At 47.8% G+C, this 25,319-nt stretch carries 30 protein-coding genes; 9 read left to right on the top strand and 21 right to left on the bottom strand.

Annotated features, from left to right (window positions below; translation table 11 throughout):
* Nucleotides 1-23: 23 nt before the first annotated feature.
* From C792_RS0104670 to C792_RS0104660, 3 genes are read left to right on the top strand one after another with little or no spacing between them, the layout of a single operon-like run.
* A complete protein-coding gene (locus C792_RS0104670) occupies nt 24-1,016 on the top strand; it encodes a phosphotriesterase family protein (RefSeq protein WP_017548291.1) in 993 nt (330 codons plus the stop codon).
* 12 nt (nt 1,017-1,028) lie between these two features.
* The gene (locus C792_RS0104665; protein WP_017548290.1) at nt 1,029-1,760 is read left to right on the top strand and encodes a creatininase family protein; all 732 of its coding nucleotides are present in this window, start codon (nt 1,029-1,031) and stop codon (nt 1,758-1,760) included.
* Nucleotides 1,757-2,485 carry an SIS domain-containing protein gene (locus C792_RS0104660; RefSeq protein ID WP_017548289.1) on the top strand — a complete coding sequence of 243 codons (729 nt, stop codon included), beginning with the start codon at nt 1,757-1,759 and terminating at the stop codon, nt 2,483-2,485. Before C792_RS0104665 ends, C792_RS0104660 begins: the two co-directional genes overlap by 4 nt.
* A 65-nt stretch (nt 2,486-2,550) precedes the next feature.
* On the opposite strand, the gene C792_RS0104655 is transcribed toward C792_RS0104660, so the two are convergent.
* The 6 genes from C792_RS0104655 to C792_RS0104630 all read right to left on the bottom strand — a co-directional run bounded on the left by C792_RS0104655 (nt 2,551) and on the right by C792_RS0104630 (nt 8,504).
* On the bottom strand, nt 2,551-2,982 hold the full coding sequence (locus tag C792_RS0104655) for a RidA family protein (protein WP_017548288.1): 432 nt from the start codon (nt 2,980-2,982) through the stop codon (nt 2,551-2,553).
* Nucleotides 2,983-3,246: 264 nt separating this feature from the next.
* Nucleotides 3,247-4,170 (bottom strand): AEC family transporter, encoded by a 924-nt coding sequence (locus C792_RS0104650; protein ID WP_017548287.1) that lies wholly within the window; start codon nt 4,168-4,170, stop codon nt 3,247-3,249.
* 110 nt (nt 4,171-4,280) lie between these two features.
* A complete protein-coding gene (locus C792_RS0104645; protein ID WP_017548286.1) occupies nt 4,281-5,210 on the bottom strand; it encodes a nucleoside hydrolase in 930 nt (309 codons plus the stop codon).
* 21 nt (nt 5,211-5,231) lie between these two features.
* Entirely contained in the window at nt 5,232-6,470 is a 1,239-nt protein-coding gene (locus tag C792_RS0104640; RefSeq protein ID WP_017548285.1) for a NupC/NupG family nucleoside CNT transporter, read from the bottom strand.
* Between the two features lie 98 nt (nt 6,471-6,568).
* Nucleotides 6,569-7,516, bottom strand: a complete 948-nt coding sequence (locus tag C792_RS0104635; protein ID WP_017548284.1) for a LacI family DNA-binding transcriptional regulator — start codon at nt 7,514-7,516, stop codon at nt 6,569-6,571.
* Nucleotides 7,517-7,592: 76 nt separating this feature from the next.
* Nucleotides 7,593-8,504 carry a DUF7916 family protein gene (locus tag C792_RS0104630; protein WP_017548283.1) on the bottom strand — a complete coding sequence of 304 codons (912 nt, stop codon included), beginning with the start codon at nt 8,502-8,504 and terminating at the stop codon, nt 7,593-7,595.
* A gap of 83 nt (nt 8,505-8,587) precedes the next feature.
* On the opposite strand from C792_RS0104630, the gene C792_RS0104625 reads away from it, so the two are divergent.
* Nucleotides 8,588-9,274 carry a copper homeostasis protein CutC gene (locus C792_RS0104625; RefSeq protein WP_017548282.1) on the top strand — a complete coding sequence of 229 codons (687 nt, stop codon included), beginning with the start codon at nt 8,588-8,590 and terminating at the stop codon, nt 9,272-9,274.
* A gap of 80 nt (nt 9,275-9,354) precedes the next feature.
* Here the strand turns inward: C792_RS0104625 and C792_RS0104620 are convergent, their stop codons facing one another.
* The 3 genes from C792_RS0104620 to C792_RS0104610 form a co-directional block, all read right to left on the bottom strand.
* Nucleotides 9,355-10,053, bottom strand: a complete 699-nt coding sequence (locus tag C792_RS0104620; protein WP_017548281.1) for a DUF998 domain-containing protein — start codon at nt 10,051-10,053, stop codon at nt 9,355-9,357.
* A 63-nt stretch (nt 10,054-10,116) separates the two neighbouring features.
* The gene (locus C792_RS0104615) at nt 10,117-11,454 is read right to left on the bottom strand and encodes an FAD-dependent oxidoreductase (RefSeq protein WP_040608710.1); all 1,338 of its coding nucleotides are present in this window, start codon (nt 11,452-11,454) and stop codon (nt 10,117-10,119) included.
* 124 nt (nt 11,455-11,578) lie between these two features.
* Nucleotides 11,579-12,247: an O-methyltransferase gene (locus C792_RS0104610; RefSeq protein ID WP_017548279.1), complete on the bottom strand. Its 669-nt coding sequence runs from the start codon at nt 12,245-12,247 to the stop codon at nt 11,579-11,581.
* 120 nt (nt 12,248-12,367) lie between these two features.
* Here C792_RS0104610 and C792_RS14860 point away from each other — a divergent pair, with 120 nt between their 5' ends.
* Entirely contained in the window at nt 12,368-12,541 is a 174-nt protein-coding gene (locus tag C792_RS14860) for a hypothetical protein (RefSeq protein WP_156811645.1), read from the top strand.
* Nucleotides 12,542-12,553: 12 nt separating this feature from the next.
* Here the strand turns inward: C792_RS14860 and C792_RS0104600 are convergent, their stop codons facing one another.
* The 6 genes from C792_RS0104600 to C792_RS0104575 form a co-directional block, all read right to left on the bottom strand.
* On the bottom strand, nt 12,554-13,420 hold the full coding sequence (locus C792_RS0104600) for a sensor histidine kinase (RefSeq protein WP_017548277.1): 867 nt from the start codon (nt 13,418-13,420) through the stop codon (nt 12,554-12,556).
* Nucleotides 13,421-13,475: 55 nt separating this feature from the next.
* Nucleotides 13,476-14,243 (bottom strand): ABC-2 transporter permease, encoded by a 768-nt coding sequence (locus C792_RS0104595; RefSeq protein WP_017548276.1) that lies wholly within the window; start codon nt 14,241-14,243, stop codon nt 13,476-13,478.
* Entirely contained in the window at nt 14,236-15,159 is a 924-nt protein-coding gene (locus tag C792_RS0104590; RefSeq protein ID WP_017548275.1) for an ABC transporter ATP-binding protein, read from the bottom strand. The genes C792_RS0104595 and C792_RS0104590 overlap by 8 nt, the downstream gene beginning before the upstream one ends.
* Nucleotides 15,160-15,241: 82 nt before the next feature.
* Entirely contained in the window at nt 15,242-15,931 is a 690-nt protein-coding gene (locus tag C792_RS0104585) for a response regulator transcription factor (RefSeq protein WP_026090224.1), read from the bottom strand.
* 82 nt (nt 15,932-16,013) lie between these two features.
* Nucleotides 16,014-16,442, bottom strand: coding sequence for a VOC family protein (locus C792_RS0104580; RefSeq protein WP_017548273.1), 429 nt, complete (start codon nt 16,440-16,442; stop codon nt 16,014-16,016).
* Between the two features lie 67 nt (nt 16,443-16,509).
* Nucleotides 16,510-17,085: a GrpB family protein gene (locus C792_RS0104575; protein WP_017548272.1), complete on the bottom strand. Its 576-nt coding sequence runs from the start codon at nt 17,083-17,085 to the stop codon at nt 16,510-16,512.
* A 147-nt stretch (nt 17,086-17,232) separates the two neighbouring features.
* On the opposite strand from C792_RS0104575, the gene isaB reads away from it, so the two are divergent.
* Nucleotides 17,233-17,847 carry an immunodominant staphylococcal antigen IsaB family protein gene (gene isaB, locus C792_RS14270; RefSeq protein ID WP_017548271.1) on the top strand — a complete coding sequence of 205 codons (615 nt, stop codon included), beginning with the start codon at nt 17,233-17,235 and terminating at the stop codon, nt 17,845-17,847.
* Between the two features lie 41 nt (nt 17,848-17,888).
* Here isaB and fosB read toward each other — a convergent pair whose 3' ends face one another.
* Together fosB and C792_RS0104560 are read right to left on the bottom strand one after the other, a co-directional pair.
* Complete coding sequence (gene fosB, locus C792_RS0104565) at nt 17,889-18,311, bottom strand: metallothiol transferase FosB (protein WP_017548270.1); 423 nt, start codon at nt 18,309-18,311, stop codon at nt 17,889-17,891.
* A 5-nt stretch (nt 18,312-18,316) separates the two neighbouring features.
* Nucleotides 18,317-18,832 carry a DUF1572 family protein gene (locus C792_RS0104560; RefSeq protein WP_017548269.1) on the bottom strand — a complete coding sequence of 172 codons (516 nt, stop codon included), beginning with the start codon at nt 18,830-18,832 and terminating at the stop codon, nt 18,317-18,319.
* Nucleotides 18,833-18,995: 163 nt separating this feature from the next.
* On the opposite strand from C792_RS0104560, the gene C792_RS0104555 reads away from it, so the two are divergent.
* Together C792_RS0104555 and C792_RS0104550 are read left to right on the top strand one after the other, a co-directional pair.
* On the top strand, nt 18,996-20,645 hold the full coding sequence (locus C792_RS0104555) for a reeler domain-containing protein (protein WP_017548268.1): 1,650 nt from the start codon (nt 18,996-18,998) through the stop codon (nt 20,643-20,645).
* Between the two features lie 93 nt (nt 20,646-20,738).
* The gene (locus C792_RS0104550; RefSeq protein WP_017548267.1) at nt 20,739-21,182 is read left to right on the top strand and encodes a hypothetical protein; all 444 of its coding nucleotides are present in this window, start codon (nt 20,739-20,741) and stop codon (nt 21,180-21,182) included.
* Between the two features lie 35 nt (nt 21,183-21,217).
* On the opposite strand, the gene C792_RS0104545 is transcribed toward C792_RS0104550, so the two are convergent.
* Both C792_RS0104545 and C792_RS0104540 read right to left on the bottom strand, forming a co-directional pair.
* On the bottom strand, nt 21,218-21,601 hold the full coding sequence (locus tag C792_RS0104545; protein WP_017548266.1) for a VOC family protein: 384 nt from the start codon (nt 21,599-21,601) through the stop codon (nt 21,218-21,220).
* Between the two features lie 114 nt (nt 21,602-21,715).
* Nucleotides 21,716-22,687 (bottom strand): YhdH/YhfP family quinone oxidoreductase, encoded by a 972-nt coding sequence (locus tag C792_RS0104540; RefSeq protein WP_017548265.1) that lies wholly within the window; start codon nt 22,685-22,687, stop codon nt 21,716-21,718.
* A 122-nt stretch (nt 22,688-22,809) separates the two neighbouring features.
* Here C792_RS0104540 and C792_RS0104535 point away from each other — a divergent pair, with 122 nt between their 5' ends.
* Complete coding sequence (locus tag C792_RS0104535) at nt 22,810-23,229, top strand: MarR family winged helix-turn-helix transcriptional regulator (RefSeq protein ID WP_017548264.1); 420 nt, start codon at nt 22,810-22,812, stop codon at nt 23,227-23,229.
* Nucleotides 23,230-23,634: 405 nt separating this feature from the next.
* On the opposite strand, the gene chrA is transcribed toward C792_RS0104535, so the two are convergent.
* Both chrA and C792_RS0104520 read right to left on the bottom strand, forming a co-directional pair.
* Complete coding sequence (gene chrA / locus C792_RS0104525; RefSeq protein ID WP_017548262.1) at nt 23,635-24,810, bottom strand: chromate efflux transporter; 1,176 nt, start codon at nt 24,808-24,810, stop codon at nt 23,635-23,637.
* A gap of 16 nt (nt 24,811-24,826) precedes the next feature.
* Nucleotides 24,827-25,135 (bottom strand): PadR family transcriptional regulator, encoded by a 309-nt coding sequence (locus C792_RS0104520; protein WP_017548261.1) that lies wholly within the window; start codon nt 25,133-25,135, stop codon nt 24,827-24,829.
* Nucleotides 25,136-25,319: the final 184 nt, after the last annotated feature.

Raw genomic sequence — 25,319 nt, 5'->3', positions numbered from 1 at the left:
AACAGATTGAAAGAAGGGGAATTATGAGTTTCATCAGAACATTTAAGAGAGATATGAACCCTGAAGAGCTGGGTGTCACCTACAGTCACGAACACATAGTCTGTCGTCCTCCCTATTGGGTAGAAAAGGGACAGGATGATCTCATCCTCGATAATACGGCGGCTTCGTTGAAAGAAGTTATGGATTTCAAGGAACTGGGGGGTGAGTCCATAGTCGATGCCACTGCCGTTGATTACGGCAGAGATATCAGAAGTGTTGCCGCTATTTCAAATGAGACAGGGGTAAACATCATCGGAACCGCCGGATTCAATAAAGGTTTCCTGTGGTCTGCCAAAATCCCGGATCATCTTAAATACGTGATTGGCGCGCATGAAACTTACGACCAGTGGATTGAAGCCACGTCCGTAGACAAACTCGCTGATTTTGTCATCAGCGAAGTGGAGGAAGGGATGGAAGGAACAGGATTCAAAGCCGGACAGGTCAAATTCGGCACGGGGTATAACAGGATCAGCCCGTTGGAAGAAAAAACTTTGCGTGCTGTGGCAAGGGCACACCATCAAACTAAAGCACCCATGCATTCGCATACCGAAGCAGGCACTATGGCTTTGGAGCAGATACAGCTGTTAAAAGAGGAGGATGTTGATCTTTCTTCCATGAGCTTTGGACATATGGATAGGAACCTGGACCCTTTCTACCATAACAAAGTAGCCGAAACCGGGGCATTCCTATCCTTCGATGGTATCTCAAAAATTAAATATGCACCTGAAAGCGAGAGAATAAGATGTATATTGGCGCTTGTAGACAAAGGGTTCGAAGATCAGATACTTGTCAGCGGAGATACAGCGAGGAAAAGCTATTTCAGACATTACGATCATGGACTGGGGTTTCAGAACATTTTGGGGAGCTGGGTACCGCGTTTCAAAGAAGAGGCAAAGCAGAACGGGTATGATGCAGAAAGACTGGTGCGTAAGTTTTTCATTGATAATCCCAAAAGGTGTTTCACCTTTAAAAAATAAGGATGGATGACCATGAAATTCGAATTTGAAAATTCATATGAGGTTTCAGACAAGATAAGAGAAAAGAAAATTGCAGTACTCCCTGTCGGAGCTGTGGAAGCACATGGCCCGCATCTCCCCCTCTCAACTGACAATATTCTGGCTGAAGAGATGGCCGGCAAACTTGCAAAGAGAGTGGATGCATTTGTACTGCCCACGCTTCCATACGGTCAGGTATGGAGCCTGAGAAACTTTCCGGGGAGCATAAGTGTAAGCAACGAATCTTTGATCAGTATTTTATATGATATCGGGCACAGCATTCACAATCAGGGCTTTTCATCATTCGTAATGATGAATGGGCATCTGGGCAATAGTACCGCTTTGAAAGAGGCGGCCCGCAAACTTTTTGATGAAATTCCGGATTTAAAAGTGTACTACTTCTTCTATCCTGGAATGAAGGAATACGCAGAGGAAGTCAGAGAGGACAATGCTGCTCACAGCACCTATTTTCATGCGTGTGAAATAGAAACATCATATATGCTTCATCTCTCCCCCGATAAAGTCGACATGGATAAAGCCCTCAGGGACATTCCTGACATTTCGGTGGAGGCTGACGTGACTCCCACACCATGGGAAGTGTTCACGGAGTCAGCCGTACTTGGCGATGCCACCCTGGCTGATGACAGCAAAGGGGAGTATATATTAGAAAAAGTCCTGGACAATATGGTGAATATACTAACTCAGAACAAGGGGGCCGCGGAATGATCAGCTCTTATTTCAATGAGATAAAAAGAATACTCGAAAATGTAGAAAATTCAGAGGCGGAGAAGATGAAAAAGGCTTCTTCATATATGGCAGATAGCATTAAGAACAATGGGATCATTCATCTTTTTGGCTGCGGACACTCACATATCCTTACTGAAGAGGTATACTACCGTGCCGGTGGCCTCGTCCCCATCCATCCCATATTCCATGAACCACTCATGCTTCATGAAGGGGCACTCAAATCTTCTCAATTGGAAAGAAGCGAAAATTATGCCGTGAAATTTATGGAATCTCAGGATATAAGGCGCGGAGACTTGCTGTTTGTCATCTCTACATCAGGCAGAAACCCTGTTCCCGTGGACGTTGCCCTTTACGGCAGAAAATACGGAGCAACCGTCATTGGCATCACTTCAAAGGAATATTCCTCGAGTCAGCCCTCGAGACATCCTTCAGGGAAACATCTGTATGATGTTGCCGACCTTGTAATCGACAACCATTCCCCCGCCGGTGATGCAATAATGAGCCACCATCAAGTATCAGAAAAATTTTCGCCCAGTTCCACAGTTACAGGTGCTTCTATATTAAATGCCATAATTTCAGAGTCGGTTGTTCTACTGGCAGAATCCGGCTATACACCTCCGATTTTTCTGAGCGGGAATATGGAGGGGGCAGATGCTCATAACCAGAAATTGATTGGAAAATATAAAAACAGGGTGCAACTCTAGAAATATACGGGACCGCTGTGTATCTGTTTACACAGCGGTCCATTAAACTGCTTTTCCCATGCCTTCTAACCCACACCGACAACCAGCTGCACCTCAACAGGCGAATCGCCGGGCAGTGAACTGACACCCACCGTCGTCCGGCTGCCGATGCCTCTTTGGCCAAGTTCCTCCATCAGATATGCAGATGCGAAGTCTGCGATCCTTGCATGACCATGAAGCCGCTCTTCAGCATTGATATATATTGTCATGCTGATGACCTGGCTGATGGTTTCACCTTTCTGCAATTCATCTTCTGCAACGGACAGGGCGTTGCATGTCGCCTGCTGCACGATCAGCCTGTATGTCTCCTCGGAATGGCTGGCCATCAGCTTCCCCCTCTTTATAAGCACGCCATCCACCGTCGGCGTCATACCTGCGGTATAGATGATATTCCCAAAGCGTGTCGCAAGTTCATATTGTCCTTTCGGTACCGGCCGGTACTTTACGACGTCTTTCATCTGTTTTTCCCCCTTCGCTCATATGATCAGTTTCCAGTCCCCTGGCCCTCTATCGAAAACTTAAGATTATATTACTCCAGCATATTATCATTTAGCAATCAAAATCTTAAAGTTCCCGATAAAAAATGCCACTTCGTCTGAAGCGGCACCCTGAACTGCTCTTTCCGGAAATTTACTGGGCGGTGTACCCGCCGTGAAAAAGTCTTTAAATATGATTTTTCATGACAAAACCCTCCCGGTATGCCGGGAGGGCCAAGATGGTTATCAGAACAGGTGCATTGCGAGATAGATGACGAATGTCACCGTTATGCTGCTGAGCAGCGTGGAGTAAAGGACAGTCTGTGCATGGAGTTCCGGCTCTACATCATATTCCAATGCAAGCGTGGCTGTATTCCTTGAGGTCGGAAATGCACTTGCGATGAACAGCGACTGCGCGATGACACCGTCGAGTCCGAGCATATAGATGAGGATGAGCGCGGCTGCCGGACCGAGTATCAGACGGCCGGCCAATGCCCAGCCGATAACCCTGTGGAACGTGCGGATTTGTATGCTCTCAAGCTGCATGCCGAGAAGGATGAGGGCAAGTGCGGCAAAGCCGCCTGCCAGCTGCTCGATCGGCACCAGTGCAAAATTCGGGATCGGCAGATCGAATATTTTAAGCACTGCTGCGAGCCACAGTGCGTGGATGATCGGCAGTTTCAAAAGTTCCCGCAAAATGTCCGCAAAAGATTTTGCAGTCGAAATCAGGTTGTAGAGACCATAAGTGTAGGTCAGCAGGTTCTGGACGACCAGCACGATGATCTGGACAGACACGCCGAGCGGATGGGCGCTGAAGACCAGCTGGCTGACCGGCAGACCGTAATTTCCGGAGTTCATCAGGGAAATGCTGTTCTTGAGCACCGTCTGCTCCGCTTTTTCCAGGTTCAGCATTTTTGACAGGATACTGCCTGCAATGATCATTATGGTGATGAACAGTCCCAGATAAATGAACAGCTGTGCCAGAAGTGATATGTCAATTTCCGCGTGGTATATATTGATGAATACCGCTGCCGGCATGAAACAATATGTCACCAGATTCGCAATCGGCCTCAGTCTGAACTGGAATTTTTTCTGAAGCAGCACCCCAACGCCCAGCAGAATGAGGATCGGTACGATGACATCAACAAATACGAGGCTGATATAGCTCAATAAACTTCATCTCTTTCCTATATCATAAGTTAATCTTATTATATCATCGGATATTCATAAGATTAACTGTAAAACTCGTATTTTTATTTCAAAAAACTTATGATGAATGATTATTTTGAAACTGTATCTACAAAATGCTCCACAAAACCTTCACCATCGACATTGAGACATATGTTCACGTTTGGCTCTTTGCCCCAAAGATTTCTGAAATCACATATAGTCTGTCCGTACCCTAACGGACTCACAGTCTCAACGTCTACATAATATTTTCCGGTTTCCAGGAAATCACGGTTGATTACATAACCGACTGTCAGCGGATCATGCAGGGCACAGCCGTCAATATTATACCTTTGCATGCTGAACTTCCTGAAAACGCCGGTTGCATTTTTTACAAATTCGTAATATTTCGTGCCTTTCAACTTCTCAATATGATCGATGGTCAGAAATGTCTGGTGTGTGACATCCAGGCTGACCAAAGTCACTTCAGCACCACTGTGGAAGACGATTTTGGCTGCTTCTGCATCCGCGTAAATATTGAACTCCGAGTTCGGCAGTTTGTTCCCTTTACCTGCCTGGCTCACCAGACCGCCCATCACTATGACTTCATCCAGCCACTCTGATAGCCTTGGTTCCTTTTTCAGTGCCAGTGCCAGGTTGGTCAATGGTCCCACCATAATCAGAGTCAACTCATTCTTGTGTTTTTTGGCACTCTCGATTATAAAATCAGCGGCAAATTGATCCTGCACTTCATCTTCAAGAGCCAGATTATCCAGGGCATTGCCGATACCATCGGTTCCATGAACACTATATTCATGTTCCCTTTCCCTTACCAATGGATTCGGTGCTCCTGAATAGACTTTTATATCTTTCCTTCCCATCATCTGCAATACTTTCAAAGTGTTCCTATTAACCATCTCAAGTGGAACATTCCCATTTACCGTTGTGATACCCAGAAATTCCAGAACTTCGCTCTCGAGGCCGTAGATGATTGCCAGTGCATCGTCCACTCCTGTATCAACATCCAAAATAACTTTTTTCATACAATTACCTCCTATGATTTATTAAAAGAAGAACATACCTATTATTGCACCGTTCAAAAGATTTGCTATTGTGGCTGCAAACAACGATTTTCCCGCCATTGATTGGATTTCCTTATTACGGCGCGGGGCGATTCCCAGCATGATGCCGAGGACAATTCCAACAGAGCCTATATTGGCGAATCCTGCCAAAGCAAAGGACAGGATTGCTACAGATTTCTCCGAGAACTGATCGATTACTTCTGTAAAGGATGTAAATGCCACAAATTCATTCAATATCACCTTTTCCCCCAGCAGGCCGCCTGCCAATATCGCTTCATCCCATGGTATACCTATCAGAAAAGCCACAGGTGCAAACAGATACCCGAAAATCAGGTTCAATGACAGCTCTGAATACCCGACCAGGCCACCAATGCTGCCCAAAATGATATCCACCAGGGCAACCAGGCCAATGATTGCTATAAGCACCATGGCAGAGTTTACGGTCAGAGTGACACCATCTCTCGAACCATTTATCAGAGCATCCATGAATGTCGGATCTTCACCCTCGGCAGATGATTGGGCAAGGTCGATATCTTTCCATTCATCCTGGACTGCTTCATCTGTTTCCGGAATCATAAGCTTCGCAACCATCAGCCCTGCCGGAGCAGACATGACTGCTGCTGACAGCAAGTATTCCACAGGAATACCCAGCGCCACGAGCCCGAACAGAACAGCTCCGGAAACTGACGCAAGCCCGCCTACCATAATTGCAAATACTTGTGACCTTGATATGTTTGAAATATACGGTTTTACCGAAATGGCGGATTGTGTCATTCCCAGGAACATGTTGGTCACGGCATTAGTTGATTCAACAGCCCTGGTTTTCATGAACCTGGAAATGAAGCCCCCGACGATCCTTACGAACAACTGCATGATGCCAAAGTGGTACAGTATTGAAATCAGGGAAGTCAAGAAGATCATGATTGCCAATACGTTGATTACAAATATCGATCCACCTTCCCTGTCAGGATCTGCGAGCTCTCCGAACACGAATGTCAGCCCTTCCTGCCCTGCAGACATTATTGCGTTCACACCATCAGACAGGAACTCAATGATGCTGACTCCGACACTCCATCTCAAAACTACGAAGCCCAGTATTACCTGCAGTAAAAACCCGATTAAAAACGTCTGCCAATTAACTGCCTTTTTGTTCTCACTGAAGAGATACACTATTGCCAGCAATACTGAGCAACCCATTACACCCCATAATATTGAAATCATTTTATCCCCTCTTTCAATTTGACTGTTTTATCTTTGCAAAGCAGAATTTCACAAATTTATGTGGGAACGTTTCCATGAATTGCGAAAAAAATCTGCCGTTACGTCGAATTTCTTTTAATGAGCTGCACATCAAAATTCCGTTTATCTGTTACTATGCCATCCTTATATTCCAGTAATGTTTTCAATGCTTTCTCCCCGAGTTCATAAGCCGGCTGCCTGATGGTAGTCAAAGATGGATAGACATACTTGGAAAATTCCAGATCATCATACCCGATCACCCTTGCCTCTGCCGGTACCTCCACTCCATTTTCGTACATGAAGTTCAGAAGCCTGTAGGCCAGCAGATCATTGGGGCAGATGAAGCCATCGTATTTCCTGATTATCCCGTCATTAATATTTCCCATGGGATCCGCTGATGGACCGTATTCAAGAATACTGAATTCGATATTATTATGCTTCAAAGTTCCAAGGGCACCGTTGTACCGGTCAACAAAGGAACTATAAGTATCAGGGCCCTGTATCAGGAGAATTTTCGTCGCTCCACTATCAATGAGATGCTCAGCCTGGAGCATGCCACCTTTATAATGGTCTGCCTGGACCGAGATACTGTCATCCACTACTCTATCCAACAGAACAATCGGTATCCTGGAATTGGCACCCGGCCCATCTATGCTCCACGTAGCCGAAATGATTCCGAGACAGTTGTTTTGATGGAACATTTCAACATACTTCTTCTCTTTTTCAGCATCATGGTCCGTATTACCTATAATGATCCTGTAGCCCTTTTCCAATGCAGCATCCTCAATTCCCCGGATTATTTTCGGGAAAAAGGGATTGGTTATATCAGGAACCAACACCCCGATAACCTTTGAAATGCTGGTATTCAGGGTTCGTGCCGTCTCATTCGGGATATACCCGAGTTCTTCTGCCGCCGCCATGACTTTTCTTTTAACCTCGGGACTGACATACCCCGAACTGTTGAGTGCCCTGGAAACTGTTGATACTGAAACACCGACATGTTTGGAGATATCCTTGATTGTGGTCATTTCTCCCTCCTTGATGGAAACGTTTCCATAATATTATCACAATTTTCATCCCATCACAATATAAAATTCTTAAATTTCACCGGTTGATCGATATTGCCATCCGCCCGTAGGTATGCCTTCTTCCCCGGATTGCGATCGAATACGTGAAGATGTTCTCCAGTACAGCAATACCATAGAATCCAGCGTCACCGATGTGATGGATATCGGCACCCGCCATCTTGGCGCCCAGTGCGATTTCCCTGATCGTCTGTTCGTCCGAACCTTCCTGGCTTGTGCCGATTGTCAGCATGACGAGTGCACCTTTTGAATGGGCGTGTCTCACGTATTCCCCCGTCTTCTCCAGTGTGATGCCGGGCACAGTTCCGGGTGCCGGCATGAGGATGACGTCCGCACCGGCTTCTATGAACTTCGAGATATCCTCTTCTATAATGATCCCCCCGCCGGTTTCACCCGCAACACCTGCACCGTGCATCTTACCGGCGATGATCATGCCGGCCTCCCCAAATATTTCACGGGCCTTCTTTATCGCCCCAAGTATTTCAGTATTTGTCACACCTGTTTTCGGATTGCCTGTCAGACAGATGAAATCGAATCCAAGTTTTCTCGCTTCCTTGAGCGAAGCTTCTGTCGCCTGTCTGCCGGTTTCAAGCATATCAAGGTCCTCAAGCTTCTCCGCATCAAGATCAACCGGCTCCAGATTCACACCCACCGGCCGGCCGGTGAGATGCTTGACCTTTTCCACAGCTTTTTCTCCCGCTTCCAGCCCTGATATCCCGGGATCGAACACATCAAAAATATTGAGCAGTAAAAGATCCGCACCGAACGATGCAGCGAGTTCGGAGTTTGTGACATTCGGATACAGCGGCGGTACCGTCGCCATATTCTCCGACAGCATTGTCCTGCCTTCACCCGCCCTGATCGCCTGCTTGAGATCCTGTCCGTTCATTGCCCTGAAATCCGACGCCGTACAATCCAGTATCCTCTTCATGGAACCACTCCTTTTATTTGTCAATAAAACCCTGTGGGCTATAATATAACCAATACACTCATTATAGAATAGAGGATGATAAAATGCTTTTGGAAATCATCGCGGCAGATTTGAAAGACGTGCGTGACCTGAATCAGACGGTGGCCGACCGCATCGAGCTGTGCGGGGAGATGGACAAAGACGGGCTGACACCTGAATATGAACTGATCCGTGAAGCTGTAAGGGAATCTGAAATACCGGTTAATGTCATGATACGGCCACACGACGACACGTTCAGTTATACGGATGAGGAAGTCGGACAGATGGTCGAGGATATCAATTTCGTCAAAGAACAGGGGGCGAACGGCATCGTGACCGGTGTCATCACCGATGATCATGCAATCGATACTGCATCGATGATGAGATTGACTGATGCAGCAGGAGAAATGGAAATCACCTTCCATAAGGCATTTGATGAAATCGGGGACCAGATGACGGCATTGGAAGTTTTGAGCAAATCCCCCCAGATCACGACCGTCCTGACATCCGGCGGACCCGGTTCCAGCGCGGATAATGTCGAACAGCTGCAGAAACTCGCCACCCGTGGAAAAGAATTGGGGATCACAGTCATGCCCGGCGGCGGCATCAAACTGGAAAACGCTTTGGAAATCGTTGATACAGCAGCTCCAGAAGCCATACACTTCGGAACCGGAGTCAGGGTAGACGGCAGTTTCGCAAGCAGGGTTTCCCGAGAAAAGATTGAGGAGCTCAAAAATATTTTGGGGGATTGATCAGCTCCAACGGTCATTCGCTCCTGCTTCCAGTGGCTGTTGACTCTCCAGCATACACATCGATCAAAATGAATCGGATCTTACGTACGCCGCGCAGGATCCGTCCTCCATAATATGATCGCACCCACGATCATCCATAGCCAGACGAATCCGTACAGCAGCCGCTGCATCAGACCAGGCGCGAATCCGATCACTATCACCACAAGGCTGAGTGCCGACAATCCCATGCAAATATATGTCCATACTGAAAATCCCGGCATTCTATCCCTCATGGTTTTTGCGATGATGATCATTGCCGGTATTTGCAGGACCATGCTCGGCAGTGAAAAGATCGTATGTACAGAGAAATTGATGTCTGCGGGGAAAATGCCGGAAATGCTGTAGCCGAGTCCATACACGACCCACATCCCGGTTGCAATCCGCATTCCAATTCCTTCACCAAAAAACCGGTGGAGCAGCACTGCCCCGAGGGCGATGAGTATACCGGAGACGATGAGTGTGATGTTCATCAGACCACTGAGTGGTGAACATATGTGATACGGTGCCAGGCTGTATGCATGCGACATGCATCTTTCGACCCCAAGATCGCTCATCGGCTGATTCATAAAACTGTATGCTGATATCATGCGGGATGTGACAATCCACTCCACGGGAAAATAGAAGGTCAGCAGGATCCAGCTCATGAATCCCGCTGTGTCAGAAACTCTGCTGCCGCGTTTCGCTATGAAAAATGCCGCCAGTAAAAGCAGCACACATGCCAGTAAAAAATAATGGACCATGGTCTCCCTCCAAAGAAAAATCCCTTCGGGTTCATTATACCCGAAGGGAGGCATTTTTAATTTTTATACATCGAACAGTGTGTTGAACACTTCGCTCATCACCGGATGATTATACATCTGGTCGCGGAGTGCAGTGTACGGGATATCGTGATCCATCGCCATTTTCACCATGTTGACCAATTCTTCCGAGTTCACACCGAACAGATGCGCACCCAGGATTTTTCCGGAACCTTTATCCACCACCGCTTTGAATAATCCCCTCAGTTCGCCGTTAACGTGGGACCTTGGATGCCCGGCCATCGGCACGCTGCCTTCCGCCACGTCATATCCTTCGTCCCTTGCTTCTTTTGCTGTCAGACCGACTCTGGAATATGGCGGATCGATGAACATCGTATAGAGCATGTTCGTCCGCGAGCCATAAGTGTAGGAGCCGTCCCCGAACATCTTGCTTCTGACTATGCGGTAGTCATCGAGGGAGGTATAAGTGAACTGGTAACCACCCTTCACATCGCCCAGGGCCCAGATGCCGGCGGCATCCGTCTGAAGATGATCATCGACTTTGATTACCCCGTCATCGGTAAGTTTCACTGAAGTATTTTCAAGGCCGAGGCCTGAGACCAGCGGTTTACGTCCGGTCGCCATGAGCACTGCATCCGCAGTAACTGTTTCTCCGCTCGAAAGTGTGACTTTAATATCACTCTCACTCACATCATCCAGCCGCTCGGCATATTCACCGAACAGGAAGCTGATGCCGCTGTCTGTCATTGTCTTCTGGATTTCCCCGGCGATATCCGCATCTTCGCGGCCGAGTATCCTGTCATCGGGAACAATGACTGAAACGTCAGACCCGAATGCATTGTACATCGTCGCAAACTCAAGCCCGATGTATCCGCCGCCGACGATGACCAGCCTTTCAGGAAGTTCTCTCTCATCAATCATCGTAGTACTGTTATGCACTTTATCCGAATCGACATCCCCCTCAACCGGAGGCATCGCATTCTCAGCCCCCGTATTGATGAAGATCTGATCTGCAGTCAGTGTTTCTGTGCTGCCGTCATGCATCGTAATCCCGACTTCCCTGTCATTTTGGAATTCAGCATGTGCATCATATAGGGTGACGCCTTCAGAATCCGCGAGATTATGATAGTTCTTGTCCCGCAGTTTTGCCACCGTCTCATCTTTACGGCTGACGGCACCGGCATACTCTCTGCCGGCGAGCGCATCATGGCTCAGCAGCTTTGTCGGTATACAGGCGATGTTGATGCATGTCCCGCCATACATCGTCGGATCCTTTTCAATCATCGCCACTTTCTTTCCCCGGCCGGCAATGTCGCCGGCAAGCGTTTTTCCCGCTTTGCCAAAACCGATTACCAGTGCATCAAAATGTGCCAATAAAAGCATCTCCTTATGATTTTTAATATTCTCTCAGCCAATGGTCATCTACCCGCAAAGTGACTTCAGAAAACCAGGCTCCCTTTCCTCATAAGAAAAGAGCGGTGATTGACCGCCCTATAAAATGCCTGTTCTATTTCACCATCGCCGTCAGGAATCCGTCATAGCCTTTGTCCCCTACTGTCTGTATGGCAGTGGCCTCGACCCGGTCATCCCCTGACAACAGGTCGATGAACTTCCTCAGATGCGGAATATCCTTCTTCTCAGTGTCCTCTTCGATGATCCTGCCTTTCCTGACGACATTATCCGCAACGATGACTGTCCCGGACCTTGAAAGTTCAAGCGCCCATTCGAGGTATTCGGGATAATTGTCTTTATTGGCATCGATGAAGATGAAATCGAATGCCTCGAAACCTCTCTTTTTCAACACGTGCAGTATCTTCGCGGCATCCCCCTCGAAAATCTCCACTCTGTCGGCGAATCCCGCTGCTGCGATGTTCTCCTCGGCCACCCGTGCATGTTTCTGTTTTGCCTCAAAGGTGGCCAGCCGTCCGCCCTCCGGCAGTGCACGCGCAAGCCACACAGTACTGAAGCCCCCGTGTGTACCGATTTCCAATATCGTTTTGGCACCGCTCATCTTCGCCATCAGATAAAGCATCTTCCCGTGGGCAGACGCGATTTCAATCGACTGCAGGCCCTCTTCCTCATTCTTATTCAGTATGGCCTGTGTTGTTTCATCGGAAATATGCAGCTTTTCATCAAAATATGCATCCACCGCTTTCCGGGTATCTTTCTTGCTCATACATCACACCTCCATCATGCCCTATAATTTAATCATATCCATTATTCATTGTTTGGTACAGGATTGCAATGGGAAATGAGTGATAAAATAGAACCCTGCCGTTATAAGGAGAGAAAAATCATGCCTCGACACTCCCGGCTGTTCATTGCAACATTCGGGAGCTTTTCCTCCTGGATGGCCGGATCGTCATTATACCCAGTAATCATCGCAACAACCATCATCCATCTGGTGCTGATCATACTATTATGGCTTCCTCGTCATGGCGGGAATTCCAATGAAGCAGATGGCAGGTAGAAGGCTTTCCACTCAGGCTTTCGGCCACGCGCATCTCACTGTAAACATCCCCCGTTCATATTCCGCCCGGATGGTGCCGCCTGTCTTTTCCGTCAGGCTCCGGACGATGGACAGTCCGAGTCCTGTACTTTTACCTGTACGGGATCTGTCAGCAACATAGAAACGCTCGAACAGCATGTCGAGATCTATACTCCCGTTGATATGTGATGCACTGTTCGCTACAAAAACGACTATACTGTCATCACTTTCCGTAATGCCGGCTTGGACCTTCCCGTCACTGTACCGGATGGCGTTCGACAGCAGGTTCTCCAGGATGCGTGTGAGTGCAGAGGGATCGGTGTGCATAAAAACCCCATGTTCCGGCATGGTGACCTCCGGCTCCAGGTTCCGCGCTTCAAAACTGTGGTAGAACCCGAGCATCACTTCCCCGAAATGGCGTTTCAGGTTTATCGTCTCGGGACTCAGTCCATAATCGGTGGATTCGATTCTGCTCAACTCGAAGAAATCATCGACAAGCTGCTCAAGGCGCTTCGCCCGTGCGGCGGCAATATCCATATACTCCTGCCGCTCCGCTTCACTGAGATCATCTGTAGCCGCCATCTGGATATAGCCCTTGATCGAAGTGAGCGGGGTACGGAGATCGTGGGAAATGTTCGCCACCGCCTGCTTCAGCTCCCGTTCCGATCGGATCCTCTCCCGATCGGTCTGCACATAAAGGTCGATCAGGCGGTTTACTTCCGCTCCCAGCTGTTCTATACCCTGATCCGCCAGACTGACATCAACCTTCTTTCCTGTATCGAAATCATTATAACGCCCGAGCTGTCCGCTGATCTTCGACAATTCCCTTTTATATGTAAGAAGGCGGATGAAAAGGTACACCGCCACAACTCCTACGATAATTGATATGTAGAGCACCCTTCACACCCGCCTTTCATTATTTGATTTCCTTCCTGCCAAAAGTCACGCACCCGGCCACAACAACAACAACAATCGTCACCACACCAACGATGACCGCTTCTGCCATCATGACGGCAGACATCCGTGGCGCCACCACCAGATTGAACTGCTGGAAAATGGAATAATCGTATATGATTTCTACGATATTGAACACCGGCATCTTTTCAATCACGAACATCAGGAGCGTGAACAGTACGGAGAAGATGATCGTCTTCCCGCTGTCTTCGGTGAAGACCGCAAGCAGCGTGATCAGCGCTGTATATCCCGCATACTGCAGGATGAACAACAGGTGCATCCGGATGAAATACATGATGTTCCCACCGTCCAGTATCTCAAGTTTTCCCGTAACGGCAAGCATGATGAGTCCCGTTGATAATGGAATCAGCACACCGATGAGCACAGACCCCAGAGTGTAGACGATGTACTTGGAGACATAGATCTGGCTTCTGTGCCTGCCGCTCAGGATCTGGTTCCTGATGACGCCGCCGGCACCAAATTCAGTCGAGATGAAGAACGCCGCAAGTGTACCGATCATCAGGTTGAAGAATGCCGGGACCAGGAACATGGACAGGGCGTTCATCCCGCCAAGGCCCACCGCATCGAAAGGCGTGCCGTCCATCATCCACCAGCCGACCATGATCAGATAATGCATCAAGGTGCTGAGTCCCGCTGAAATCGCAAGGATCATCCAGAATGCCCTGTTTTTCCCGAGTTTGAACATTTCCGCCTTCAGAAGATTAGTCATGCCGGCCACCTCCCACAAGCTTTGAGAAATAGCTTTCCAGACTGTCCCCGGCCCGGGCAAAATGTTCAATGATGAGGCCGTTGTCCGTCAGTGCCCTGGATACCATCCGGACATCATCCAGATGCTGATAGAGATTGATCGTTTTATCCGGCATGACTTCAAAGTCGGTAATCCCCAGGACACTCTCCAGAACCGTCGCACCTTTGGTCACATCATCGACTTCTATCTTCAGATGCCGCCGGCATTTTTCATCCAGCTCTTTAAGCGAAAGTTCCTCTATCAGCTTTCCTTCATGGATGATGCCGTAGGTCGTCGCAAGCTGGTACAACTCGCCCAGTATATGGCTTGATATGAGAACCGTCAGTCCTTTTTCACGATTGAGTTTCCTGATCAGGTCGCGGAACTCGACAATGCCGATCGGATCGAGACCGTTGGTGGGTTCATCCAGTATCAGGAACTCCGGATCACTCAGCAGAGCCATTGCGAGACCGAGCCGTTGCTTCATTCCGAGAGAGAAGTTTTTGGCTTTCTTCTCTCCCGTTCCACTCAGGCCGACCAGCCTAAGCGTCTCATCGATGCATTCCCGTCCGGGAATCCCTTTCTGCCGTCTGTGCACTTCCAGATTCTCCCGTGACGTCATTTCAGAAAACAATGCAGGACTTTCAATGATGGCACCCATCCTCTTCTGGGCATCATTCAAGCCGGTACGGGCATCCGTCCCGAAAATCTCGAGCGAACCCTCCGTCGGGAACGAAAGACCCGTCACCAGTCTGAGCATCGTGGATTTACCCGCGCCGTTCTGACCGATGAAACCGTAAATGTCACCTTTTCTGATGGAGAGATCCACTTTGTCGACAGCATGATGATTTTTAAATTTCTTGGTGAGACCATTCGTTTTTAAGATGTAGTCATTCATCATTTTTTCCTCCTAATCAATCGATGTTTATATTATAGGAGGATGATCATAAGAAGCCCTTAAGCGGACCCTTAAGAAAACATTAAGATTTCATCCGGTACCCCATGCCCCACACCGTATCGATATATACGCCATCGGGATTTGCTTTCGCCAGTTTGCCCCGCAGATTGCTCATGTGGACATTGACGGTATTTTCATCTCCGTGGAACGGCTCACCCCAGACACTTTCAAAAAGGTTCGCTTTTGAGAACACCTTGTCCGGACGTGACATCAATGTCACCAGTATCGTGTATTCACGGGCGGTAAGCGCAAGCGGCCGGCCGGCCACTTCCACCGCCTTCGAATCAGGATCCAGCACAATATCCTTATGGGACAGCACTTTCGGACCGTGCTCCCCGGCCCTTTCATAGCGCCGTAGCACAGACTCGATACGGGCGGCAACTTCGTCGACATCAAACGGTTTGCCAATGAAATCATCCGCCCCGCCCAGAAGCGCTGAAATCCTTGTTTCACGTGCGCCCTTCGCCGAGATGACGATGACGGGCGTGGCCGATGACCCGGCAACTCTATCCAGAATCTCTTCTCCGGCCATCCCCGGGAGCATCAGATCCAGCAGGATCAGGTCCCATTCCCCGCGGTCGATGTACAGTACCGCTTCCGTACCGGAATAGGCAGGCTGCGCTCCCCAGCCATTTTTACGGATGATATCGCACAGCAGCCTGCTGATGCCGTCATCATCCTCGACCACCAGGATATTTCTCTTCCGGTTCACATTTCCACCTTCTTCATTCATATGTCAATAAAAGCATAATTCTTTATCCTGTAACACCGGCAAGGACGGTGCCGGATAAATGTCAGATGATCAGCATGTCGTCCTCATCGAACTCCCAGTCCGGCCCGAAAGCCACTTCCCATGTATAGCCGTCGAGATCAGTGAAATAGCCGCCGTAGCCGCCCCACTCCGTGGTTTTGGCCACGCTTGTCACCTTCCCGCCAAAGCTTTCCGCATCGTGCAGCACCTGGTCCACTTCCCCTTCCGATTTTGCGTTATAGGCAAGTGTGATTCCCTTGAATCCCACTTCATGGGAAGGGTCGATTCCGGTTTCCGCAGCCAGCTTCTCCAGCGGGAAAAGCGCAAGCTTCGAGCCGCTGGCCCGGAAGAACACGATGTCCGGCACCTTTTCATCCCCGACCACAGTCGCCTCGAATCCCATATTTCTGTAGAATTCAAGAGATTCAGCAATATTCCTCGTGCCAAGTGTAATGATGTTTATCCTGTCCATATCATTTTCCCCTTTGTTTAAGATTGAATGTCACAGAGTGTTTTTACACTTCAAATATAACATATCATCAGTATTGCGCATCTTCATCCGCACCCATGATTTTCTGTATAACCCCACTCTTTGCATCCGCATAATTCTGCACATGCTTCCATCTATGCCATGCCAGTCTCCTTTTCTCAGCTGCGTATTCATTACGGTCTGCTTCATTGCTTCTCAGGTGGTTGCGGAACCCTATCATACGGTCTGCCTCCTCACAGTCAGCACTGAAGACATGCAGATTGACTGGTGTGTCCACCCCTTTGAACAATCGATGCTCATACCAGTCAGGCTCCCTTATATGCAGTGTGTAGCCCGCCGCCCCCATTGCCGGTACATAGGAGGCTTCATCAGCAGAGTCCTCTACTGCAAGGACAATGTCAATGATGGGTTTCGCACACAGCCCGGGTACAGATGTAGATCCCACATGTTCAAGTATGACCACTCTGTCTTTAAGCGTTCTCCTTATCCTGTGCTCCTCCCTTTCATAGAGGACTGGCCACCGGTTGTCATATTCTTCCAGATGGATTGAACCGTTATGCATCACCCGTTCTCCAATTGTTACGGATTCAAGGTAATCATCGCTGTTTCCATTAAAATCATGCATGACCATTTCTCCAATCCAATAAAATTTTCATTCATAAAGTGTAATTTATTTCACATTATATTTATTTTAATTAAAATTATATTCATGTTATTATGTAGTTGTAAAAGATTTTGCCAATAGCGTAATTCAAAAATGGAGGGATTTGAAATGCGCAGGTTACCTCGCATTCTATCTTCAGGTACACTGGCAGTCGGCGTAATATTCGGCGGGACGGCAGTAACGGATCAATTGGCAAACAACGAAGCACAGGCCCAGGGCATGGATATGGAAATGGATTCTGAAATGGACATGGACCAGACCCACGGAATGGGAATGGACATGGAAATGGCCCAGGAACCATGGTATGAGTACAATGGTTATACCGGCATGGAAAACAGCCAGGGCGATTTCTTCCTGGAACAGACCTTCATTGACGCAGTCGCCTACAAGAATTTCACAATCAACGGCTACACCATCGACGGCAGTACAGATGCGTTTGAAGAACACGGCGAAAACCATGTATCATTCGAAGTATACGATCAGCAGATAATGCAGGGTCAGGACGGCACCAACTTCGGCGTAAGCTTCCCGGTCCAAAAAGGTGAAGTGAGCACTGAGGAACTGTTCGCAGTGTATGGTGAAACAGAAAACACCGCGCCTTCAGACCCGGATGAAACTGCCTACTACTATTACCAGATCGAAGACCAGAATCTTCAATTCATCACCCACGACGGCTGGGTCACTGAAGTCCGCTACGGCGGGGATCTCATGAGCCACTCATAGGATGTAGGAGCAGCGGGCTGCCTTTTGGCAGCCCGTTTTTTTCAATCATGGAAAGACATATGATCCTTTTCCTCCTTATAATAATCCAGCCTGTCCTGCATCGTTCCCGTATGGAATTCGAATTTATGACCATCCGGATCTGTAAAATATATGGAGCGGCCATCACGGGCATGCCGTTCCCTTCCATTCAGTATGTTTACACCGAGATTCTCCAGTTTTTCATACATATTTTCAAACTCACTTTCTTCTATCGAAAATGCGATATGTGTGTATGAATATTTAATTTCATTCCTGGGAATCCCCTTCTCTTCATTTAAGGCAAGCCAATGCCCGTCCAGATCAAAATATGCCGTCTTTCTGCCTCTCACTTTGAGCTTTGCATTGAAAACATTCTCATAAAATTCGATGGAGATGTCCAAATCAGAAACTGAGAACAGCAAATGATTGATATTTCCCACCTTCATAGCCTTCACCCTTTCCTGAAATGCTCTTCCGACTCGCCTTTCGGTATGCTGAGTGTCTGCCAGTCCTCCCCTTTTATCTGCTTCCCTGCAAATACCATCTGCCCGACGTGATAGGAATAGTGCGACATCTGCCGTTCCAGCGCCTCCATGACGGTGTGCCCCTCTCCTCTGATCTTCACAATTTTCAACATGTCACTGCCGTCCATGCCTTCAAGTGCAGTAAACAGCACCTGCCACCCCTCACTCCACATTTCTGATACTTCCTCTTTGGCCGCTTGCCCGTCTTCAAATTCCGAGTCTCGGTTCCTGTCCGGTTTTTCTCCATCTGTAGTGAAGACATCGGTCCATCTCGATATCATGTTTCCCCTCATATGCTTGACGATGACGGCAATACTGTTGGACGCGTTATTATATCTCCAGTTCAGTTCTCCGCCATCAAGCTGTTCGATGGTTTTGTCCCCCAGGCTTTTTACACTTTCCAACCTTTCGGTTACCGCCTTTAAATATTCATGATTATTCATATTCATCCCCCTTTTCAGTTAAATGATAACGTTTATGGCACAATTAAGAAATAGTATTGAACTTGGCAAGAAGATTTTGTCAAAATTGTGTAAATTATATTGATTAAGCATTCAATTAATGGAATAATGATAAACAATACACATTAGTGAAGGAGGACTTCCTTTGGACAAAGTGAATTTCACAATGAAAAGGCGGAACTTGCTGACAGCCGCATTGGCACTTGCGCTTCTCATGCCCCAGCACGATGCTCTGGCAACGACTGAAGTACCATCGGAAGAAAATGCATCCGAGGAATTCACATCTGAAGACAACGGTTCCAGCCAGAACCCCTCCACCGAGGAAGCGCCTGCCGGGGAAGTACCCGAAGTATCTTCAGTTGAAGACGGTACTTATGATGAGGGACAGTCGGAAGAACTCCCTTCGGAGGAAGTACCCGCTGATCAGGGGGAGGGCGGCTATCCTGAAACTTCAGATGAAGAGACACAGGAGCAATCCCCTGCCGGCACGGAAGTTGCTTCCCCCTATATCAACAGTGTTTCAGTATCCGAGCAGTCATTCGAACCCGGCGATCTTGTCACAGTGACGATCGAAGGGACGAGCAGCAGTGTACTGAACGGGGCCACTGCCACTTTCCAGCGCACTTCGGGATCTGACACTGCTTCGATTGATATTTCCAGTTTCAACATTACGGATCACGGAAACGGATATTTCACGGCAACCGCCACTTACCAGCTGCCCGATGATCTCGGGGATGCATCCTACTCGCTGAGCGGCGTGACGCTTGCCGACCAGGCAGGCGGCTATAATACGATTTCCAATGCGGATATGAACTTCGGCACAGGATTTGAAGTTGTCAGTCCGGTGCCTGAAGACATCACGCCGCCCAATCTGATCTCAATGTACACAGACAAAGAGGTGTACGCGCCGGGTGATACCGTGACGGTGACGGTGGAAGGCGGAGACGAAAGTGAGATCGACCAGATGTGGGGGGCATTTTCAGATGCAAACGGGGGCTCTGAAAATGGTACATACCGCCTGGACAACATATATATCACACAGAACCCGCTCGGAAATTATGTCGGTGTGGGCACTTTCACAATCAGTGAAGACGCACCGGACGCCACATACAATCTGAATTTCGTCGGCATATCGGACGTACACGGGAACGAAAGCTACTTCAACCAGTATGACTACGGTGTCTCTTTCGATATCGTGAACGGGGAGGGCGCTGAAAAGAATGAACCGGAGCTGGTCGACATCACGTCCGATAAAACTTCCTACAAAGCAGGCGAATCCGCAGTAATTGAAGTGACAGCAGCCGACGACAGTGAAATCATCGGTGTCACAGCAGACTTCGTCACTGAAGATGACCCGGACGGCCAGACCTATTCGACTGAACTCTCCAACATCGAAAAGGACGAGGATGGCAATTATGTCGCATCAACCGAAGTGCAGCTGCCGGAAAAACTGACCGGCGAAAAAATAATGCTTACAGGCATCACGATTGTAGACGTCAATGAAAATGTCGGCAAATACGACTCAGGAGATGCACCGGAACTGTCTTTCAGTGTCACTGAAGCCGAAAATGTTCCCGGTGACGGTGTTGCAGATCCGGATGAAGCAGACGCTTCAGACAGAGATTCCTCCGAGGAGGACACTTCAGAGGAAATTGCTGCAGATGATGATACCAAAGGCGGATTCCTCTCCAGTTCCGGAATATTCTCAGAGAATGTCATCCTGCCCGCCGCAGTATTGCTCATCTTCGGATTGACCGTATTATTCGTTGTAGTGCCGCTCAGGAAAAGAAGATGAAATTGATACAGGGTAGCCGGTCCATGATCGGTTATCCTTTTTTGATTTAAGGGTATGGACAAGGTGAAACGGATTGATGGGGGATGATACTGAATGACAGATCCGGTGGTCAGAAAAGAAATCGAAGTGTTTTTTGCTACGTATGAAAACCAGTTCAATCTGGGGTTGAAGGGCAAAGCGGATTTCGGACGGACTGCAGAACTCTATGCCGGAGCATTCATAGCCGCCAATCCCACGGGCGTGATGACCGGTGAGAACACAGATGAGTTCCAGGCCAACATGGAAAAAGGATATGAATACTATCGCTCCATCGGGACCATACGCATGGAGTGCGAAGGTGTCGAGATCACAGAGCTCGGTGATGCCCACGCAGTCGCCCATGTCATGTGGAATGCCGTGTACATCAAAGATGGAAAAGAGGTTTCCATTCCATTTGAGGTCCATTACCTCCTGCACCTGAAAAACGAAGGGCCGGTGGTCTTCGGCTGGGTAGCCGGGGATGAAACTGCCCTCCTGAAAGAGAAAGGCATCCTTTGAACAGAGAAAGCGCGCAGCGGGGGGCTGTGCGCTTTCTACTGTTCTATGAGCTGTATGAGATTGCCGCATGTATCATCCAGGACGGCGATGGTCATTTCACCGGCAGGTGTTGGTTCCATCGAAAACCTGACACCCTTCTCTTTCAGGCGTTCAAATTCACCGCGGATGTCCGCGACACCGAACATCGTAGCCGGAATCCCCTCAGAATAGATTCTCTCCTGGTATTCCCTTGAAGCCGGATGGTCATTCGGTTCGAGCAGCAGCTCAGTCCCCTCCTGGTCTTCCGGAGAAACGAGTGCTATCCATCTGTACTCCCCGACCGGCTCATCCTGTTTTATCACGAACCCCAGCATGCCGGTGTAAAATTCCAGTGCCCTGTCCTGATCGTCCACAAATAGACTGGTCACGATGACCTCCATTATAATCCCCCTCTGTTTTTTTACGGTTTGTGATCCGGATTGCTGAATTCAATTATACATCATCATCCTGCTTTTCCATTAACTCCACAAATCATTGAAGCACTGGTAAACGCTTTACATTTTCAAAACTGTCCGGCCCAGATGCTCTCCCTTTAAAAGCTGTTCGATTGTCTTTCCAAATTCTTCAAATCCAATTTCATTGTATAGGAGTGACTCACCTATGCTCCATTCATCAGCTAGTTTTTCCCAGAGCTTTTTACGTGTGCCACCTTCAACATAAACGGAATCAATGCCGATTAGCTTTATACCTCTGAGGATAAACGGCAATATATTAGCATCCATGTTATTCCCTGCTACATTTCCGCATACTGTGGCAACTCCTTTGTATTTCAAACGTTTTAACCCATAACTTGTTACATTCCCACCAACTGTATCCAAAAAATAATCGAATCGTCCTTCTTTAAGGGGTTTATTATCTTCCTCCGCCATTACTGCTCTATCAGCGCCTAATTTTCGCGCTATTTCCATCTGCCTTTCCTTTCTTACAATAGCAGTAATATTCTCATACCCGATTTTACGCAGAATTTGTATCGCAATACTTCCAACGCCACCTGTAGCACCGGTAACCAATATCTCAGGCTGTTTTTCAACACACATACCATTTGTTTCGAGATTATAGATGGATAATGCTGCTGTAAATCCCGCAGTGCCGTATATCATTGATGCTTTGATGGACAAACTGCCTGGCAATTTGACCAGCCAATCACCAGGCACGCGTGCATATTCTGAAAATCCACCTGTATGTGTCATCCCTGTGTCATAGCCGGTAACTAAAACATTATTGCCTTCTTTAAACCTCTCATCAGAACTTGATTCAACAATTCCGGCAAAATCGATGCCTGGTATCATGGGATAATCTCCAATTACCCCGCCTTTATATTGTAGTGCCAGCACATCCTTGTAGTTGATGGAGGAATACTTTACTTTAACCAGTACATCACCTTCGGACAAGAATGATTTATCGATTTTCTCCAGGTCATAGCTTACATCAGATCCATCTTTCCTTACTAATATCGCATTGAACATTATAAAAATCCCTTCGTTTTAATTCTGCAGAAGAACATTTCTGTGACAGAACTGTTTTTCGTCAAAATCTATCATGCTATAATAACTATGTCAATATTATTAATCTAAGTGAGGTTCAGGCGATGGAATTAAATGATTGTATCAACTACCTATTGACCACTTCCCAGAACAAAGTATTTAAACATTTCAAATACTTATTAGACCCGTATAACATTACTCCTGCAGAATACGGAGTTTTAAATTGTCTGGTCAATCGAAATCTAAATACACCTAAATCAATAGGCAATGCTTTATATTTAGAACCTTCAACAATATCTGGTATATTGGATAAAATGTCAAAAAAAGGGTTGATTACACGAAAGACCGATACTTCCAATAGAAGAATTGTATTAATTGAAGAGACAGGGAAAGCATATGACTTATGGCCTGCTCTGGAAGAGGCAGTAAGCCGCTTAAACGACGATTGTTTTTCTGATTTAACGAATGATGAAAGGGATACACTGAAGAATGCGCTACTGAAAATAATGAACAGTGATTTTTAAATTCTATATCCGTTTCCCATAATCACAGATTACCCATCATCCGGAGTACAACCATTCCAATATTCAAAAATATGCCGGAACATTTCATAATAGTGAATTGGATAAATGCGCATTAGGTCAACCCGGAAGACGATATCCCAGGCTATGCACTGAAATTGAAAATGCAATGGTTGAAAAAGTGGCATCCATCCCATTTTAAAATGCCCCTGCAAAGGGTACACTTTATTTCAGGATGAATGCCACTTTACTCTGCCATCATCTAGTTCTGATTATTTGCTAATATCGATTGTATTACGGTACCGGCCAGATACAAAGATAGAAATTTAAGCAACGCCTCTGGCAGGATGCCGGGCATATGCCCTTTACCATGCGCCAGCAGTCTGTCACTGATGGATTTACTGATTTTCATATAAGTGAAATCAGAACACCCCCTGCGGCACCTGAAACAACGACGACCCATGGCGGCAGTTTCCAGAAGGCCAGCATGGAGTACAGCACTGCAGCCAATGCGAAATCAAGCGGTTGTGTGATGGAGCTCGTCCATATCGGCGTATAGAATGCGGAAATCAGAATGCCGACGACCGCTGCATTCACTCCCATGATGGCACCTTTGACTTTTCTGTTGCTGCGGAGGATATCCCAGAACGGCAATGCTCCGACAATCAGAAGGAATGCCGGCAGGAATATTGCCGCCGTTGCGAACAACCCGCCGAGCCAGCCGTTCATCACTGCACCGAGATAGGCTGCAAAGGTGAACAAAGGCCCAGGCACCGCCTGAGTCGCGCCATACCCTGCCAGGAACTCCTCCTCTGTAACCCAGCCATTCGGCACGAGTTCCTGCTCAAGCAGCGGAAGCACCACGTGTCCGCCGCCGAAAACGAGTGAACCGGAACGGTAGAAGCTGTCAAAGACCGCCACCCAATATGAACCGGTCACCTCTTTCATCAACGGCAGAAGGAAAAGCAGCAGAAAAAATAATATCAGGCAGAATGACGCGATTTTTTTGGATATCGGAAAACGTGTCTCATCATCATCTGAGGACGTTGTATCCCTGTAGATCAGGAACCCGATGAGTGCTGCAATCAGGATGACCCCGACCTGTGTGAATGCCGTCTGCCAGATCAGTGTGCCGATCAGTGCAAAAAGTACAATCGCCTTCCGCTTCAAATCCGGCGCCAGCTTTTTGGCCATGCCGAGCACCGCATGGGCGACGACCGCGACTGCAACAATCTTAAGCCCCTGGATCCAGCCGGCATCCGCCACATTAAAACTTGTCAGAAGCAGCGCAAACGCAATCAGTACGATGACTGAAGGCAGCGTGAAGCCAAGGAATGACGTCAATCCCCCGAGCACACCGCCCCGCATGAGTCCGATCCCGATGCCGACCTGGCTGCTTGCAGGCCCCGGCAGGAATTGGGCGAGTGCCACGAGGTCGGCATATCCCTTCTCATCCATCCACTTCTTCCGTCGCACATACTCTTCATGGAAGTAACCCAGATGCGCCGTCGGTCCGCCGAACGATGACAGTCCCAGACGCGTGGACACTATTAATATTTCCAAAAGATCTTTTATTCTCCTCATTTTCATCTCCTGTAGTTCAGTCATTTATCTCCCGGAACAATTCATAGGCCTTGTCCCTGGCCTCATGGAGCACCTCGTCACCTTTTTCTGTGATGGAATAATACTTCCTGATCCTGCCGTTGACATTTCGGTCCTCCCGCGAAAGCAGACCGTCTGACTCCATCGTATGCAGAATCGGATAGAGCGTTCCCGCGCTGATACTATAGCCATGTTCCCTCAGTTCCTGCGCCATCCATGTCCCATAGACCGGATGCTCATTCGCATGATGCAGAATATGGATGTGGATGAAACCAAGAAAAAGTTTCCTGAGTACCTTATCTTCCAATAGATCGTCTCCTGTCTTTGATATCGAAAACCAATATTGTATTTCGATATCAGTAATATAACATGATGATATGTATAGTGGAATCTTCTTTACACAAACTTTACAAGCTGATGTATATCCTGAGTCATTTGAAACCTGTATTTATTAAGACCGTTTTCTCATCCATGGAATGGGGTCGTATACG

Source organism: Salinicoccus carnicancri Crm (genome assembly GCF_000330705.1).
Classification (GTDB): Bacteria; Bacillota; Bacilli; order Staphylococcales; family Salinicoccaceae; genus Salinicoccus; species Salinicoccus carnicancri.
The sequence above is the reverse complement of the archived record's forward strand: the minus strand, read 5'-3'. Positions and strand labels throughout refer to the sequence as shown.